This window comes from Halopseudomonas sp., assembly GCF_036961105.1.
Classification (GTDB): Bacteria; Pseudomonadota; Gammaproteobacteria; order Pseudomonadales; family Pseudomonadaceae; genus Halopseudomonas.
Window position 1 is genome coordinate 114,237 of record NZ_JBALWW010000005.1, and the last position, 16,884, is coordinate 131,120.

Here is a 16,884-nt window from a genome sequence, read left to right on the forward strand (position 1 = left end):
GAATCAAAAAGACTGTACAGCCCACACCGGGCTGAGGCGCGCGGCCGTGTTCGGTCAGTGCGTTCGTCGTCTTACTTCAGCAAGCGGAGGCATACCATGGCCCGTGGCAGCAAAGACAAGTACACCGACAAGCAGAAGCGCAAGGCCGAACATATTGAAGACAGCTACGAGGACAAAGGTCTCTCCAAGGATGAGGCCGAGTCCCGCGCCTGGGCGACCGTGAACAAGCAATCCGGCGGCGGCAATGCAGGCGGCTCCGGGCAGCAAAAGAGCAGCAAGGCCAAACGCGAATCCCGTGAAGGCTCTGCGCGGCGTGCGGCTGCCAGTCGGCGCGGCGTATCGCGCAAGCAGTCACTGGAAGAAGAAACGGTCGCCGAACTGCGCCGCATGGCCCGCGCCAAGGATATTCATGGCCGTTCCAGCATGCGTAAGGCAGAACTGGTAAAGGCTCTGAAAAAAGCTGCCTGAGGGGCGATACTCCCGTCCATTGTGATCGCCTACACTGTTCAGTCCCAAGCCTGCTGAACAGGAGATTGCATGGACGTTGCCAAACCTCTGGCCGGGATCAGGGTGGTCGAATTGGGCACCCTGATTGCCGGGCCTTTTGCTGCGCGGATCTGCGCCGAGTTCGGCGCTGAGGTCATCAAGGTCGAGTCACCCAATGGCGGCGATCCGCTACGCAAATGGCGCAAGCTGTATGAAGGCACTTCGCTGTGGTGGTTTGTGCAGGCACGTAACAAGCAGTCGATCACGCTGAATCTGAAATCACCCGAGGGCATCGAGATACTCAAACAGCTGTTGGCCGATGCCGACATTCTGATCGAGAACTTTCGCCCCGGCACCCTGGAAAAACTTGGCCTGGGTTGGGATGTGCTGCATGAGCTCAACCCCGCACTGGTTATGGTGCGACTCTCCGGCTTTGGCCAGACCGGGCCCTACAAGGACCAACCCGGCTTTGGCGCAGTCGGCGAGTCTGTAGGTGGCCTGCGTTATATCACCGGCTTTGAAGATCGACCGCCGGTGCGTACCGGCATCTCCATTGGCGATTCCATCGCCGCACTCTGGGGCGTGATTGGCGCGCTCATGGCGCTGCGTCACCGCGAGGTCAATCAGGGCAAGGGCCAGGTAGTGGATGTAGCCTTGTACGAAGCAGTGTTCGCGATAATGGAAAGCATGGTGCCGGAGTTCGACGTCATGGGCTTTGTACGCGAGCGCAGCGGCAACATCATGCCAGGCATTACCCCCTCTTCCATTCACACCTGCAACGACGGCAAGGCGGTGCAGATCGGCGCCAACGGCGATGCCATTTTCCAACGCTTCATGCGCGCTATCGGACGCGATGATCTGGCCGAGGATCCGAGCCTTGCCGACAATGCCGGGCGCGATGCGAGGCGTGACGAACTCTATGCATTGATCGACAGCTGGGCTGCGCGTCGCACCCAAGCCCAGGTGCTGGCGACACTCAACAGCGCCGAGGTCCCGGCCAGCAAGATCTACTCGGCCGCCGATATGTTCAGCGACCCACAATATCTGGCCCGAGAGATGTTCTTGAACGCTACACTACCCGACGGCAAGCCTTTCAAGATGCCAGGCATAGTACCCAAACTGACCGAAACCCCCGGCGACGTGAAATGGACAGGGCCAGCACTGGGAGAGCACACGCAAGCGCTGCTGACGCAGCTTGGCTATGGCAGCGAGGCGATTGAGAAATTACGAAAACAGGGGGTCGTTTAACGGCAACTTATCGCATTGTCTGCAATAAAACATGGCGACCAAAGAGGGGGAAAACAAGACATCATATAAGGCAGCCAAAACCTGCCTGGGGCAAAAGCACGAAAAACTCTTTGATAGATTATCGGCTTGATCAATTATTGGCGGTAACGTCGCACAAGCGCGGCGCACCGCCAATTTAACCTGCACTGGAGCTGATATCAGCCCCTGCCAGGCTTAACGAAAGCCGAGAAATGACAGAATAGCCAAAACGATTACAACGGCACCTACGATATACACAATATTGTTCATCAGGTTTCCTCCTTTGGATGAAGTAGCCGCGATCTATCAAGTATCACGGCCACACTCTTGGGACCCCCGGATATACAAAAGGTTAACTTTTTATCAGCACTTTTATTAAACAGCGCACAAAACTACCTTTGAAAATGGCCGGCATCAGCCGAAGTCCTGCTTCGCCATCCAGGGAATAATGCGCTCGAACGCCTCTTCGATGTTCGCCAGCGAGGTGGAATAACTCAGGCGCAGTGCGTTATTGCAGCTGTTGCCAAAGGTTTCGCCCGGGATGGTGCAAACTCCGGTTTCCTTCAACAGACGCAGCGCCACGTTGGTTCCATTGACCCCTTCGGGCAAGGCAGGGAAAAGGTAGAAGGCGCCCTCCGGCTTGTAGCCGGTGAGGTGCGGCGTCTGTTCCACCAGCTCCACCAGCCGGTCCCGCCGCCGCGTGTATTCGGCCAGCATATGGTCGGTAAACTCGGTGCCGCCGCGCAGCGCCGCCACCCCGGCCCACTGGAAGGGCGTGTTGGCCACCGTGGTGGTGAACATGTGATAACGCCGCAGCTTCTTGATCGCCGCCTGACTGGCAATCAGCCAGCCGATACGCATGCCGGCCATGCTGTAGGTCTTGGAGAAGCTGCTGACCACCATGACGTGATCCAGGTCGCTGCAGCACGACAGCACCGAGGGGTACTCCTTGCCGTCGTAGATCAGGTGATCGTACACCTCGTCGCTGATCACATGAATGCCGCGATAGGCCGCCTCCTCCAGAATGGCTTCCAGGGTTTCGCGCGGATACAGGGTGCCGGTCGGGTTACTGGGTGAGTTGAGCACGATGGCATGGGTATGCGGCTCGATAGCGTCTATCACTTCTTGCGGGTCGAGCTGGTGGTTGTTCTCCGCTCGCGTTGGTATCTCGGTTACCTCGCCGCCGTTCATGCGAATCAAAGGCGCATACAGCATGAAGGCAGGGTCCGGCACTATGAAGTGCCGGCCTGGCGCGGCTACTGCCGTCAGTGCCAGATAGATCGCCTCGGTGGCGCCCGTGGTGACGAGAATGTTCTCGGTGCTGAGCGGGCGCTGATAACGGTTGCTGTAATAGGTAGCCAACGACTCCAGCAGCTCCGGCAAGCCGGCATCCATGGTGTAGCCGGTTTGTCCGGCCTGCAGCGCCTCGACGGCGGCATCCACCACATTGTTGGGCGCTGGCAGATCGGGCTGGCCGATCGACAGGTGAATCACATCTTCCAGGCTCGAGGCCAGGTTGACCATCTTGCGAATACCAGGAATCGGGATGGTCAGCAGCGCCGGATTCCAGATCGGATCCTCGGATTCATACAGATCTACATCACTTGTTCCAAGTGCCATGACGACTCTCCCCTGCTCAGGCGGTAAACAGCTCCGGACGGCGCTCGGTCAGTGGCGCGGCCTGCTGATAGGCATACCCGGCCTGCAACACCAGGGCATCGTTGAAGCGTGCGCCCACCAGTTGCACGCCAATCGGCAGCCCCTTGCTGTCAAATCCGCAGGGCACCGACAGGCCCGGCTGGCCGGTCATGTTGAAGGGGTAGGTGAAAGGCGTCCAGGTGGGCCAGCGGGTGCTGGGCCAGTCTTCCGGCACCTCGCGCCCGGTCTTGAAGGCGGTAATCGGCAGCGTTGGCGTGAGCAGCAGGTCGTACTTCTGGTGAAAGCCCGCCATACGCTCGCGCAGCGCCATCGACTCGTTCACCGCGCCCATGTAATCGAGCATGCTCAGGCGCGATGCTTTTTCCGCCACCTTGATCAGCTCCGGGTCCATCTGCGCACGCTTCTTCGCACCCAGATCGCGAATGGCATTGGCCGCGCCGCCGTAGAACAGATGCCCGAAAGCCGCCAGTGGATCGCTGAATCCGGGATCAACCCGCACCACCTCAGCACCAAGCGACTCGAAAACCCGCGCCGCTTCTGCCACCGCCGCCTCCACTTCCTTGTCCACGTCCACATAGCCCAGGTTGGGGCTGTAGGCGATTTTCAGGCCCTTCACGCCATCCTTGAGCTTGGCCAGATAGTCGATATTGCGCCGTGGCACAGCATTGGTGTCACGGTGATCGGCTTCACAAAGCACGTTCATCATCAAGGCGCAGTCTTCTACCGTCCAGGTCATGGGACCGGCGTGGGCCAGTGTGCCGAAGGGGCTGGAGGGCCAATGCGGTACTTCACCGAATGACGGCTTGAGGCCAACGATGCCGCAGAAAGCAGCAGGAATACGGATAGAGCCGCCAGCATCGGTACCCAGCGCGATGGGCGCCATGCCCAGAGCCACGGCCACACCACTGCCACCGCTGGAGCCACCCGAGGTGGTTTCAGGATTCCAGGGGTTATTGGTCACACCGGTGACCGGGTTGTCGGTTACACCTTTCCAGCCAAGTTCGGGAGTGGTGGTCTTGCCGATAGGCACATAACCGTGACGTGCGAGTGCGGCGGTACAGGGGGCAGATTTGCCCATAGTGCTTTGCGGGTCGACGGTGTGCGAGCCCTTGATGGTGGGCCACATGGGCGTGAGGAAGACATCCTTGACCGCCACCGGCACGCCATCAAGCAGGCCATTTGCTTCACCGCGCTGATAACGCTGTTCCGCCTCGCGGGCAAACTCCAGCGTGGTATCACGATCCACCAGGCAAAAACCGTTGGTCTGTTTATCCACCCTGTCGATCTGATCCAGCATCGCCGTGGCGACCTCAACCGGAGACAACTGCTTGTCGGCAAAATGTTCCCTGAGTTGTACTGCTGTCATTTTTAGAATGTCCTGGGACATGTCCGCCTCCTTAGGTGGAAGAACGACTGTAGATAAATGAAATTCCCGCTAACGCCCTGTCAGCCTCTCTTCTTCTCAACCTGATTAAACAGGCTCTGATCAGCCAGCCAACGCTCGAGATTGGCCCTGAACTGTTCTCCCAGCGCCCGACGCCAGCCGATAAAGTCGCCCGACATGTGCGCCGAAATCATTACATTGGGCATGGCCCATAACGGGTGGCCTTCAGGCAAAGGTTCCGGGTCGACCACGTCCAGCGCGGCCCCGGCCAGCTCGCCGCTGTTGAGCGCGCTGACCAGATCATCGGTCACCACCACCGCGCCGCGCCCCACATTGATCAACACCGCGTGGCGTGGCATCAGCGCCAGCCGCTTGGCATTGATCAGTTGTTCGGTTGCCGGGGTGAGAGGCGCGGTGATGATTACGAAATCGGCATGCGGCAGCTCTGCGTCCAACGCTTCATTGGCGACGATCTGCTTGAAATGCGGCGCTTGGCGGGCGCTACGGGCCACGCCGGTGACCTCCAGCCCCAGGGCGTCGAGTAGTCGCGCCACCTCACCGCCAATGGAACCGGCGCCGATGATCAGCGCCCGCTTGCCCTTGATCAGCTCGGTCTCGCGGTGCTGCCATTGTTGCGCCCGCTGGTGCCGCAGATTGCCGAGGGTATCCTTGGCAAACAGCAGCACAGCGCCGAGCACGTACTCGGCAATACCCAGATCGAAGACGCCACGGGCGTTGGTCAATAGCACCTCGCTGTCGACCAGAGCCGGAAACAGGAGTGCATCCACGCCGGCACTGGTCGCGTGCACCCATTTGATCTGGTGCTGCGCGGGCCAACAGCGCTCCAGTAGGCCGGTACGAAAATCGGTGACCACCAGAATATCGGTGTGCGGCAGGTACTCACGCAGCTCGGCTTCCGCACTGACCGTGGTCAGTTCCACACCGTCAGGCAGGGCTTCCAGGCCTGGCAAGGGCGACTCACCCGGTGCCACCAGCACCAGTATCCTGGTCACCCTGCTACCTCCTGCAACGCATTGGCGAAGCGCGACACGGCGTCGTCAATTTCGCTCTCCGAGACCGTCAGCGGCGGCAACCAGCGCACTATCTGGCCATCGGTGCCGCAGCGCAGCAGCAACAAGCCATGGGCTTCAGCGGCCTCACTCAACTGCGCTGCCAGATCGGCGCGCGGGGTGCGATAGTCATCGGCGATCTCCATCCCCAGCATCAAGCCCTTGCCGCGAATGGTGTCGATGCAGCTGTAACGCTGTTGCAGTTCACTGAGTTGATTGAGCAGGCGCTCGCCCTGCTGCGCCGCATTAGCCACCAGGTGCTGCTCGTCGATCACCTTGAGCGTGGCGAGCGCCGCGGCACAGGCCACTGCATTGGCCCCGTAGGTGCCGCCCTGGGAGCCCGGCATGCCCTTGCCCATCAGCTCCGCCGAAGCGGCAATGGCCGAGAGCGGAAAACCGCTGGCCAGGCCCTTGGCGGTGATCACAACGTCGGGCTGCACAGCGAAGTGATCGTGGCTCCAGAACTTGCCGGTACGCCCGTAACCGGCCTGAATCTCGTCGCAGATCAGCAGAATGCCGTGCTGCTTGCAGCGTTCGGCCAGCCCTTGCATGAAAGTTTTATTGGCTGGGTAATAGCCAAACTCGCCCTGTACCGGCTCGATGATCATGGCCGCAGTATCACTGGGGGCCGATTGGGTCTTGAAGATGTGATCCAGCTCGCGCAGGGCAAACTCGGTCGCCTCTTCCTCGCTCCAGCCATAGCGATAGCCGTGCGGGAACGGCGACACTACCACCCCCGCCATCATCGGATGAAAGCCGGTGCGTACCTTGGTGCCCGAGGTGGTGAGCGAGGCCGCGGCCATGGTACGACCATGAAAGCCGCCGTCAAAGACGATGATATTGGCTCGACCGGTCGCATGCCGGGCCAGGCGCAGCGCGGTTTCTACTGCCTCGGAGCCGGAGTTGGCAAAAGCCACGGAATCGATGGGGCCGGGCATGCGCTCGGCGAGCTTGTCAGAGAGTTCGAGCATGGGTTGGTGCGCGACCGTGGTGTACTGGGCATGCACAATCTTGCCCACTTGCTCGCGCGCGGCGGCCACCACCTGCGGGTGACAGTGACCGGTACTGGTAACGCCAATACCGGAGGTGAAGTCGAGGTAGCGCTTGCCATTCACATCAAACAACCAGCTGCCTTCGCCGCGTTCTACCAATACCTTGCTGGCCTGTTTCAGCAGCGGTGACAAATGACTCATAGCCTGTCTCCTGTCCTTTCAGCGGGCGTCGCGCCCGTCACGTGATAGGTCAGCGGCTCGCGGGCGAGCCGTGACACTGCAGAAGGGGGGTTACAGCCCGGAAATAATTCCGGCAGTAACCGCCTGACAAGTTCGCTGAGCCCCTGCGGCGGTCACCAGATCCTTGGCAACCGCCATGCGCAGGCGCTCGGCAGCTTGTGCGCAACCCACCCAGTCCAACATCATGGCTGTGGTGAGCAACATGGCAGCAGGATTCGCTTTCCCCTGGCCGGCGATATCCGGCGCGCTACCATGCGTTGGTTCAAACAGCGCGGGCATGTCCCGGCTGTCTGGATTGATATTGCAGGACGGTGCCAGCCCGAGCCCACCCGAGAGTACGGCGGCCAGATCCGTCAGTATGTCGCCATGCAAGTTGCTCGCCACCACCACGTCGAAGGTCCAGGGCGCCTGTACAAACTTCATACAGGCGGCATCAACCAGCTCATGCTGTACGCCTATTTCCGGGAACTCGCTGGCCACCTCGGCAAACACCTCGGTGTACATATCGCCCCAGAATGGCTGCGCGTTGCGCTTGGTGATCAGGCAAACCTGTGCACCAGCAGAGCCCTTCTGGGCGCAGAAAAATGCCTTACTGCCTTGCGGGCGGGCATCCAGTCGGGCCTGGGCGCGGCGGAAGGCGTGGCGAATCAACCGCTCGGTGCCGTGGCGGGTGAAGACCTCAAGCTGAGTGGCCACTTCCTGCGGCGTGCCGCGGTTCAAGCGGCCACCCTGATTGACGTATTCGCCCTCGCTGTTCTCGCGAATCACCAGCATATCGACCTCGGCCGCGCGCGGGTCGGCCAGATACTGCGGCGCCCCCGGCAGCAACCGCGCAGGGCGCTCGCAGGCCCACAGCTGCAGGCCCTTGCGGAAGGACAGCAGCGGCGCCAGCGAGACGCTGTCGGGCAGGCGATAGCGCTGCGCGTCGCTGATTGGCCCGGGGTCGCCCAGAGCGCCAAGCAGTAGCGCGTCGTAACGCTGTACCTGCTCAAGCGCGTCGGCCGGCATCATTTCGCCGTGTTCTTGATGCCAGGCGGTGCTGGGCCACTCAAGGGTTTCCCACTCCAGCGGCAACGGTTCGATGTCATGCAGCGCCTGCAGCACCGATTCCGCGGCTGCCATGACTTCATGGCCGATGCCGTCACCGGGCATCAACGCGATTTTTCTGGTTGCGGCCTGTTCAGCCATCAGATTACTCCGCGCCCATGCAGAGATACTTGATCTCCATGTATTCTTCGATGCCGTGGCTGGAACCCTCGCGGCCCAGACCGGATTCCTTCACTCCGCCAAAGGGCGCGGCAGCGTTGGAGACCGCGCCCTCGTTGACGCCGATAATGCCGGCCTCCAGCTCGTCGGCCACGCGCCACACGCGATGGATATTGGTGCTGTAGAAATAAGCCGCCAGACCGAAGGGCGTGTCGTTGGCAATCTCGATGGCCTCTTCCTCGGTTTCGAACTTGATCACCGCCGCCAGAGGGCCAAAGGTTTCGTCTTCACACAGCTGCATGTCGCGGGTGACGCCAGTGATCAGCACCGGCTCGACAAAGTTGCCGTGGTCGCCTTCTGGCGCAGCACCGGCCACATGCTTGGCGCCCTTGCTCAGCGCGTCGTTGAAATGTTCCTGCACCTTCTTCACCGCCGCGCGGTTGATCAGCGCAGACTGGGTCACACCCTCCTCGAAGCCGTCCCCCAACTTGAGCTTGCCCATGGCCTCGGCCAGCTTCTCGACAAAGCGGTCGTGAATGCCGGCCTGCACCAGAAAGCGGTTGGCGCACACGCAGGTCTGCCCGGTGTTGCGGAACTTGCAGATCATCGCGCCTTCCACCGCGCGCTCCACATCGGCATCGTCAAAGACGATAAAGGGCGCGTTGCCGCCCAGCTCCAGCGAGACCTTCTGAATGTGCTCGGCGCACTGCGCCATCAACTGACTACCAACGCTGGTCGAGCCGGTAAAGCTCAGTTTGCGCACCGTGGCACTGCCGGTCAGCACGTCGCTGATCACCGAAGCCTTGCCCGTCACCACGTTGAACACGCCTGCGGGTATGCCGGCCTCGTCTGCCAGTTCTGCCAATGCCAGCGCGGTATAAGGCGTGGCGCTGGCCGGCTTGACGATCATCGAGCAGCCGGCGGCCAAGGCCGCGCCCGCCTTGCGAGTAATCATCGCGGCGGGGAAATTCCACGGCGTGATGGCGGCGGTAACACCAATCGGCTGCTTGGTCACGACGATATGCTGGCCGGGCTTGGCGCCGGGAATGGTCTCGCCATACACGCGGCGTGCCTCTTCGGCGAACCAGCGAATGAAGGACGCGGCATAATCCACCTCACCACGCGATTCGGTGAGCGGTTTGCCCTGCTCCAGCGTCATCAGGCTGGCGATGTCTTCCTTGTGCTCCAGCATCAAGTCATGCCAGCGCATCAGCAAATCGGCCCGCTCCAGTGCGGTCTTCTTGCGCCACAGCTTGAAGCCGGCATCGGCCTGCCTGATGGCATCCTGCAGCTCGGCCTCACTCAATACCGGCACAGTACCCAGAATCTCGCCATTGGCCGGGTTATCAACCTCGATGCTGCTGCCATCGCTGGCGCCTACCCACTGGCCGCCGACATAGCATTGCTGACGAAACAAACGTGAGGTTTTCAGACGAGATACCGACATGGACTAACTCCTCGAAACAGTCTTTGGCAGGGTCCAGACTGCAGCGCTTGTTGCGAAGCGGCATTGGCAGGTCTGAACCCGAATTGATCAACAGGGCGCCGTCTCGCAGCGCAGAGCACGCCCGCCAGGGGCATCGAACATTGTTACCACACCAGCCTAGGCAGATTTGCCTGGGGAAGCAAACCCTTGCCCGATGCCGGCAACCCTGCCAAGGCCCCGCGCCCCTGAGACGGCGGTGGCCCTCCGTTCGCCAATGGACAGCACTGACTGGCTGGATGGCTGGATGGCTGGATGGCTGGCGTGAAAGATGACGCGCGCGCACCCCGCTTGTCTGCGAACTACCGCACGGATAGCGTCATGGCGCACTTACAGAGCAGTGCCTCAGGGAACTGTCGTCAGGTTTCAGAGCCTAAGCAGGAAGTTACTCATCGCAAGCCGTAATAACCCGCACGGCCAACAATTCATCCGCAAGGAGTTATTAGATGATCAAAGGGATTTCACTGTGCGCCGGCTTGCTCGGCCTGTGGCTGCCCCTGCACGCCAGCGCCGCCACTTTCGGCTTCGCTGACGTTGTCGACAAGGCCAAAACCCTGGCCGAAACCCCCTATCAGGCGCCACGCCCGGTGCCAAAGTTTCTCCAGGACCTGAGCTTTCACGACTACCAGGGGATACGCTTCAAACCGGAAAACAGCCTCTGGCATGAGAGCAACTCGTCATTCCAGGTAATGCCAGTGCCGCCGGGGCTGTTTTACAAGCACCCGGTGCAGGTTCACATCATTGATGCCCAGGGTGTACACCCGCTCAAGTTCGAAAAGAACCAGTTCACCTATCCCAATAGCGAGGTCGAGCGTCTGGTACCGGCTGACCTGGGCTACGCTGGCTTCAAGCTGACCTTCCCGCTGAAGCAGGATGACGTACAGAACCAGTTTCTGGTGTTTGCCGGCGCCAGCTATTTCCGCGCGGTCGGCCGTGACAACAACTTTGGCATTTCCGGCCGCGGCCTGGCCGTCAACACTGGCTTGCCGGGTGGTGAAGAGTTTCCTGATTTCGTCGAATTCTGGCTGGAACGACCCAAACCCGATGCCAAGAGTCTGACCTTTTACGGCCTGCTCAACGGCAAGAGTCTCGCCGGCGCTTACCGCTTTACCGTGGTACCTGGCGAGGAAACCGTGCTGCAGGTGCAGTCGCAACTGTTCCCGCGTCAGTCAGTGGAGCTGCTCGGCGTAGCGCCGCTTACCAGCATGTTCTACTACGGCGAGAACACCAATCGCCCCGAGGGCGAATGGCGCCCGCAGGTGCACGACTCCGATGGACTGCTGATTCACGACGCCCCCTCCGATGAGTGGCTCTGGCGCCCTTTGCGCAATCCCGAAGCACTGCAGATGGACTATTTCGCCACCGAGAACGTACGCGGCTTTGGGCTGTTGCAGCGCGATACCAGCTTCGACAACTACATGGATCTGGAAGCGCGCTATGACGGCCGCCCCAGTGCCTGGGTCGCCCCTGAAGGCGACTGGGGTAAAGGCAACGTGGTGCTGGTGCAGATTCCTACCCCGGATGAAACCAACGACAACATAGTGGCGTTCTGGAAGCCAGAGGCCCCGGTCAATGAGAGGCAGCCGCTCAAGTATGACTACAAGGTACATTTCGGTGGCCCCGACATTGCCCGCTCGCCTCTGGGGCGCACGCAGGCAAGCTATCTGGGTGACGGCATGCGCATCGGCGGCGGCAACGAAGAAGGCGCGGTGCGGCTGATCATCGACTTTGCCGGCGGCCCGCTGGACGGCCTCAAACCCGATGCAGCGGTGTTGGGAGAGGTAAGCATGCAGCAGGACGGCGAGCTGATCGAACACTTTGTCGAGTACGTGGCGCCGCTCAAGCGCTGGCGCCTGTCGATACTGGCGCGTCCAGCCGCAGACCGACCACTGAGTCTGCGGGCCTTCCTCAAGGACGAACAGCAGACCCTGACCGAAACCTGGCAGTATGAACTTCCGCCGAGCCATCACCTGCTCGGCCGGGCCAGGTAGGCCGGCGCACATGCAACAGCCCGCCAGCGAGATCCTCCTGCAGCGCATCCTGGCCTATTGGGCCTGGAGCGGCGAGCAGCTCGACCCAGTCACTGAAGAAAAGGCGCTGCGCATAGTGGCGCAAGCACTGCACCAGCCAGCGGCGGAACGACTGGCGTTCTGCCTGCAGGCGCTGCAAGCGGAGCTGCCCGGACGGGCACCGCTGGCACCCGCTGGCCCGGCGCTGCAGCGCGGCAGCATGCATTACGGGGACTACTGATGAATCGTCCCGTTACCCTGCCCCCTGAGATGCTCGGCCTACGGCGGCCGCGCTGGCGTCTTGCGGCAACACTGCGCCGCGCCTTGCTGGCTGCTGTGGTGCTGCTACAAACTCTGGTGGCTACCTATTTCATGTTGTCGGTTCTGCCCTATCACGGTGGCAACCTGGTGGAGGCCGGCATGGCTGCGGTCTTTGCGCTGCTGTTTGCCTGGATCACGGTGGGCTTCTGGATCGGGGTGACGGGTTTTGTGCTGCGCCGTTTCGGCGGCGACCGGCTGAGCCTGATGCGCCAACAAGATGAGGTCAGCCTGCAGTCCACTCCACTCGCCCGCACAGCGGTGGTAATGCCGATCTACCATGAACCGGTCGGGCGCAGTCTGCAGGGCCTCAAAAGCGTCATTCTAAGCCTGCAGGGCACCGGCAAGCTGGCGTACTTCGACTTTTTCATTCTCTCCGATAGCCGTGACCCCGACGTGTGGCTGGCGGAACAGGCTGCCTGGGATGCGCTGCGCGATGAGCTGGGTCTGCAAGGCCAGCTTTTCTATCGCCGTCGTCCCCTTAACCTGAATCATAAAAGCGGCAACATTGCCGACTTTCTGCGCCGTTGGGGCCGGGCCTACGATTACATGGTGGTACTCGATGCCGACAGCCTGATGGCGGGCGAGACCTTGGTGCGCATGGTGCAGTTGATGCAGCGGCATCCACAGGTCGGGATTCTGCAATCCAGCCCAAGCCTGGTTAACGCTCGCTCGCTGTTCGCTCGTCTGCAGCAGTTTTCCAACCAGCTTTATGGCCCGCTGTTCACTACCGGGCTGGCGGCCATCCAACTTGGGCATGCGGCCTTCTGGGGGCACAACGCCATATTGCGCGTGCAGCCCTTCATGCAGCATTGCGGTTTGCGCAAGCTGCCGGGCTGGGGCCTGTTCAAGGGGCCGGTACTCAGCCACGACTTTGCCGAAGCCGCTTATATGGGCCGCGCTGGACTGGAAGTCTGGCTGGAGCCGGAGCTGACGCACAGTTATGAAGAGTCGCCGCCCACCCTGTCTGACGAGCTTACCCGTGACCGACGCTGGGCCAAGGGCAATCTCCAGCATCTGTGGCTGATGCTGTTCAGCCGACGTCTGCGCCTGGCCCACCGCATGGCCTTTCTCAACGGTATCATGGGTTACGTCGCGTCACCGCTGTGGTTCACCTTTCTGGTGCTGACCACCATCGAAGTGGCGCGACTGATCCTCTGGCCGATCAATTATTTCCCCGAGCAGAACCAATTGGTCCCGCTATGGCCTGAATGGCATCCGCAGCGCGCCGTGTGGATGGTGAGCATCACCCTTGCGCTGCTGTTTCTACCCAAGTTTCTGGCCATCCTTGACGTACTCTTGCGTGGTCGACGCCAGGAATACGGCGGCGCTATCCGCTTGTTCTTCAGTGTGCTGCTGGAAATGTTCATCTCGGCTCTGCTGGCTCCCATTCGCATGCTGGCGCACTGTCGCTACGTATTGGAGGCGCTGTTCAACGTCAACTTGCGTTGGGCTGGGCAGAATCGCAGCGGTGAAACCAGTTGGCTGGTCGCCGTACTCAATCAGGGCATAGGCAGCCTGTTGGCGCTTGGCTGGGCAGGTTTTGCCCTGTGGCTGGAGCCGATGTTCTTTTTCTGGTCGCTGCCCGTCGCCATTCCCCTGATTCTCGCTGCGCCCATCTTCGTACTGTTGAGCAAGGTGGGCTGGGGCGAAACTCTGATGCGGCGGCGCTGGCTGCAGATCCCCGAGGAGACCCGGAGCTCGACCTTGCTGGATGATGTAGAGCGTCCCAGCCGGGTCACGGCCATCGAACAGCACAGCGCCTTCAATGACGCCATCGTTCATCCCTATACCAACCGGCTGCAGGTACAGCTGGCGCACGCGCCGCGCGCGCGGCGCCAACAACGCGAACTGCAGCAACTCGCCCGGCGTTGTCTGCAGGAAGGCCCAGAGTCGCTTTCTGCGGCCGAGCGCAACCTGCTGGCCGGTGATGCGGTCAGCCTGCAGTGGCTGCATGCGCAGGTGTGGCAGGCGGAACCGCAGAGCATCTGGGGGCGCCTGTTGCACCAGCGCATTGGCGCCGACAGGACGTCCGCCACGCGGTAAGACCTGCACCGATTGCCAAGCAAAACGGGCTTTTCCTATAATCCTCGTCAGCCTCGTATTCGAGGCTTGCTACCTCGTCCTGAACCGCCCGCGCCTGACGCGGCACCGGTGAGGGTCTGGGTGTCCCGCCACATTTCGGCAATTACGATGGATTATGGCAGCGCACCGACGCCGCCAAGGAGAAAAGCATGATCAAACGCGTAATGGCGTTGTTCGCAGTCAGCTTTCTGTTCAGCACCACTGCGGCCGCATTCAACGGCTATGTTGAAGTCACCAACGATACGGGATTCGACATTCACTATCTGTACGTCAGCCCGGCTCACGCCGGCGACTGGGAAGAAGATGTGCTGGATGAAGACATACTTCCCGATGGCCATACCGTGCGGGTAACCGTGCGCAAGGCCAAAGGCTCGGTCTACGACATCCGCGCCGAAGACGAAGACGGCGACACCTACACGCTCTGGGATGTGGATATTGCCAAGCGAGACGTGACTTTCACCCTCGACGACATCGACTGAGCCAACCCGCCGAGCCCGACCCTGGCTCGGCGGGCCTACCCGTGATCGCGCACACTGAACAGCTGTGCTCCACTCATCCAACCAGCGCTAATGTATGGAAGCTGCGCCTTACATTGCGCAGTAAAAACCAATTCCCTATACTTTTCTGGCACCTCGCCATCATGGCTGGTGTGCTTACTCCCTCTTAGCTTGTACGTACTTGTCTATAAAGGAAGGTACCCAAGCCTTGGAAGCAGGCTTTTAAACCCCCATGTACAGTGTGGACTCTAGTTGAGCCCAGTTTTGCTGTCGCCAAGGAGAAAGGCATGATTAAACGTGTATTGGCACTATTTGCAGTTGCCTGTCTGTTCAGCACCACCGCAGCAGCTTTCAACGGCTACGTCGAAGTAACAAACCGCACCGGTTACGATATTCACTACCTCTATGTCAGCCCAGCCAAGGCGGGTGACTGGGAAGAAGACGTACTGGATCAGGATATTCTCTCGAACGGTCAGACAGTGCGGGTTACCGTGCGTCAAGCCGCTGGTTCTGTTTATGACATCCGCGCAGAAGACGAGGACGGCGATACCTATACGCTCTGGAACGTAGATATAGCCAAGCATGACATCGTGTTTAGTGAGCAAGACATGGACTGAAGCACCCGCCGAGCCTTGCCCTGGCTCGGCTCCCTGCACACCGTAATTCAGTTGCGCCACGCAACTCTTCCACTCTCCTCGCCACACTGTTCACCACCGATTTCAACTGTACCCCTGAGTTTTAATCCGACCAGCATCTACCCGCACCGCTGAACTCCAGCGCGGCATTGGCCTCAAATGCTTTATGTTTCATCCGCGCAAGGCGATTTGCACGCTCCATTTCTGAAGCCTTGCTGCCCCCATTGTCAGGACACCGGCTTGCCCCAGAAAAAAGCACCCACCAAACGCCACATCAGCTTGAAACTCTTTATCGTTCTGGCGTTTGTGTCACTCGGCGCGCTGTTGGTGGTGGGGAACGCCATGCTGTCGCTCAGTTATTTTGTTACCGGGATGGACAGCTCCATCGGTAGACAGATGGACAAGGTCGTCGAGAATTATCTACGCGACCCGGCAATGGCCACGCAGCTGTTCGACGACTATCCGATCACCAGCAGCTGGAGCGAGCAGCCTCAGGTAGTGCAGGCGGCCTTTTCCCAGCCACCTGAACGCGAGGGCATGATCCACAAGGCAATGCAGCAGCAAAGCCTTATTCACCGCCCGAGTGCCATCTATTTCGCGCTGCGCTTTACCACTCCCAGCGGAGACCGCTTTATGAGCCACCAGGTGGTTCCTGGCACTGGCCCGCAACTCCTCACCCAACAGCGCAGCAGTCTGCGTACCCTGCTGTGGATCAGTGCCGGCAGCGCCCTGCTGTTGGGTCTGGCCATCTGGCTGGTCATGCGCCGCGTTTCCCGGCCAATTGGCGCGCTGGGCAAATGGGCGCGCGGGCTGAACCAGCATTCTCTGCAAGAGCCAGCGCCCGATTTCAACTACCCCGAACTCAATGACTTTGCCGAGCTGGTGCGTAACAGCCTGACCAGCGCGCAGCGGGGGCTGGAACGCGAACAACGTTTTTTGCGCCACACCAGCCGTGAACTCCGCGGCCCGCTCAACGAAGTACGGGACAATGTCGAGCTGCTGAGCCGCTTGCAGGCCGCCGCTGAACAGCAGGTCGACCTGCGACAGTTGCAGGCGCTCGAACGCATCGAGCGCGCCAGCGAGACCATGCAGCAACTCACCGAAACCCTGCAGTGGCTGAGCCAGGAGCGCATTGATCAGCTGCCCGCCCGCCCCATGCAGCTGGATGAGCTCTTGCATGAGCTGGTGGATCAGATGCGTTATCTGCTGCGCGGCAAGGATGTGGATGTGCAACTCAAGACCGATGTCTACAGCATGATTCTGGCCGAAGCGCCAGCGCGTGTGGTGCTGGGCAATTTGATCCGCAATGCCTTCCAGCACAGCAATGAGGGCGAGGTGAAAATACTGCAGTTGCACAATTGCGTGCGCGTCAGCAGCCGGGCGCCGGATGTGGATGCGCAGGAGGATGCCGGCTATGTACCCGGTTTGCAGTTGACCGCCCAGCTTGCCGGCAAGCTCGGCTGGCGTTACCTGAGCACCCGCAAAGATCGGCGGCACCTGGCCGAACTCTGGTTACAGCCGCCACACGCGGACGCAGCGGCACGCCGCGGATGA

General features: G+C 60.7%; 14 protein-coding genes. 8 read left to right on the forward strand and 6 right to left on the reverse strand.

What is annotated here, in order from left to right:
- Positions 1 to 96: 96 nt before the first annotated feature.
- Together V7756_RS07805 and V7756_RS07810 are read left to right on the forward strand one after the other, a co-directional pair.
- Positions 97 to 468, forward strand: coding sequence for a Rho termination factor N-terminal domain-containing protein (locus tag V7756_RS07805; protein WP_335609590.1), 372 nt, complete (start codon positions 97 to 99; stop codon positions 466 to 468).
- A gap of 69 nt (positions 469 to 537) precedes the next feature.
- Positions 538 to 1,734 (forward strand): CaiB/BaiF CoA transferase family protein, encoded by a 1,197-nt coding sequence (locus V7756_RS07810; RefSeq protein ID WP_335609591.1) that lies wholly within the window; start codon positions 538 to 540, stop codon positions 1,732 to 1,734.
- Between the two features lie 432 nt (positions 1,735 to 2,166).
- On the opposite strand, the gene V7756_RS07815 is transcribed toward V7756_RS07810, so the two are convergent.
- The 6 genes from V7756_RS07815 to V7756_RS07840 all read right to left on the reverse strand — a co-directional run bounded on the left by V7756_RS07815 (position 2,167) and on the right by V7756_RS07840 (position 9,750).
- Positions 2,167 to 3,372 carry a pyridoxal phosphate-dependent aminotransferase gene (locus V7756_RS07815; protein ID WP_335609592.1) on the reverse strand — a complete coding sequence of 402 codons (1,206 nt, stop codon included), beginning with the start codon at positions 3,370 to 3,372 and terminating at the stop codon, positions 2,167 to 2,169.
- A gap of 16 nt (positions 3,373 to 3,388) precedes the next feature.
- Positions 3,389 to 4,798 carry an amidase gene (locus V7756_RS07820; protein WP_335609593.1) on the reverse strand — a complete coding sequence of 470 codons (1,410 nt, stop codon included), beginning with the start codon at positions 4,796 to 4,798 and terminating at the stop codon, positions 3,389 to 3,391.
- A 59-nt stretch (positions 4,799 to 4,857) separates the two neighbouring features.
- Complete coding sequence (locus V7756_RS07825) at positions 4,858 to 5,808, reverse strand: D-2-hydroxyacid dehydrogenase (protein ID WP_335609594.1); 951 nt, start codon at positions 5,806 to 5,808, stop codon at positions 4,858 to 4,860.
- Complete coding sequence (locus tag V7756_RS07830; protein WP_335609595.1) at positions 5,805 to 7,058, reverse strand: aspartate aminotransferase family protein; 1,254 nt, start codon at positions 7,056 to 7,058, stop codon at positions 5,805 to 5,807. The genes V7756_RS07825 and V7756_RS07830 overlap by 4 nt, the downstream gene beginning before the upstream one ends.
- Before the next feature lie 90 nt (positions 7,059 to 7,148).
- Positions 7,149 to 8,285 (reverse strand): isocitrate/isopropylmalate dehydrogenase family protein, encoded by a 1,137-nt coding sequence (locus V7756_RS07835; protein WP_335609596.1) that lies wholly within the window; start codon positions 8,283 to 8,285, stop codon positions 7,149 to 7,151.
- A 4-nt stretch (positions 8,286 to 8,289) separates the two neighbouring features.
- Positions 8,290 to 9,750 (reverse strand): NAD-dependent succinate-semialdehyde dehydrogenase, encoded by a 1,461-nt coding sequence (locus tag V7756_RS07840; protein WP_335609597.1) that lies wholly within the window; start codon positions 9,748 to 9,750, stop codon positions 8,290 to 8,292.
- Positions 9,751 to 10,232: 482 nt separating this feature from the next.
- Here V7756_RS07840 and V7756_RS07845 point away from each other — a divergent pair, with 482 nt between their 5' ends.
- The 6 genes from V7756_RS07845 (at position 10,233) to V7756_RS07870 (ending at position 16,884) form a co-directional block, all read left to right on the forward strand.
- On the forward strand, positions 10,233 to 11,777 hold the full coding sequence (locus V7756_RS07845) for a glucan biosynthesis protein (RefSeq protein ID WP_335609598.1): 1,545 nt from the start codon (positions 10,233 to 10,235) through the stop codon (positions 11,775 to 11,777).
- A gap of 10 nt (positions 11,778 to 11,787) precedes the next feature.
- Positions 11,788 to 12,036, forward strand: coding sequence for a hypothetical protein (locus V7756_RS07850; protein ID WP_335609599.1), 249 nt, complete (start codon positions 11,788 to 11,790; stop codon positions 12,034 to 12,036).
- Complete coding sequence (mdoH, locus tag V7756_RS07855) at positions 12,036 to 14,159, forward strand: glucans biosynthesis glucosyltransferase MdoH (RefSeq protein ID WP_335609600.1); 2,124 nt, start codon at positions 12,036 to 12,038, stop codon at positions 14,157 to 14,159. The genes V7756_RS07850 and mdoH overlap by 1 nt, the downstream gene beginning before the upstream one ends.
- Before the next feature lie 188 nt (positions 14,160 to 14,347).
- The gene (locus V7756_RS07860) at positions 14,348 to 14,677 is read left to right on the forward strand and encodes a hypothetical protein (protein ID WP_335609601.1); all 330 of its coding nucleotides are present in this window, start codon (positions 14,348 to 14,350) and stop codon (positions 14,675 to 14,677) included.
- Positions 14,678 to 14,982: 305 nt separating this feature from the next.
- Positions 14,983 to 15,312, forward strand: coding sequence for a hypothetical protein (locus V7756_RS07865; RefSeq protein ID WP_335609602.1), 330 nt, complete (start codon positions 14,983 to 14,985; stop codon positions 15,310 to 15,312).
- 258 nt (positions 15,313 to 15,570) lie between these two features.
- The gene (locus V7756_RS07870; protein WP_335609603.1) at positions 15,571 to 16,884 is read left to right on the forward strand and encodes a sensor histidine kinase; all 1,314 of its coding nucleotides are present in this window, start codon (positions 15,571 to 15,573) and stop codon (positions 16,882 to 16,884) included.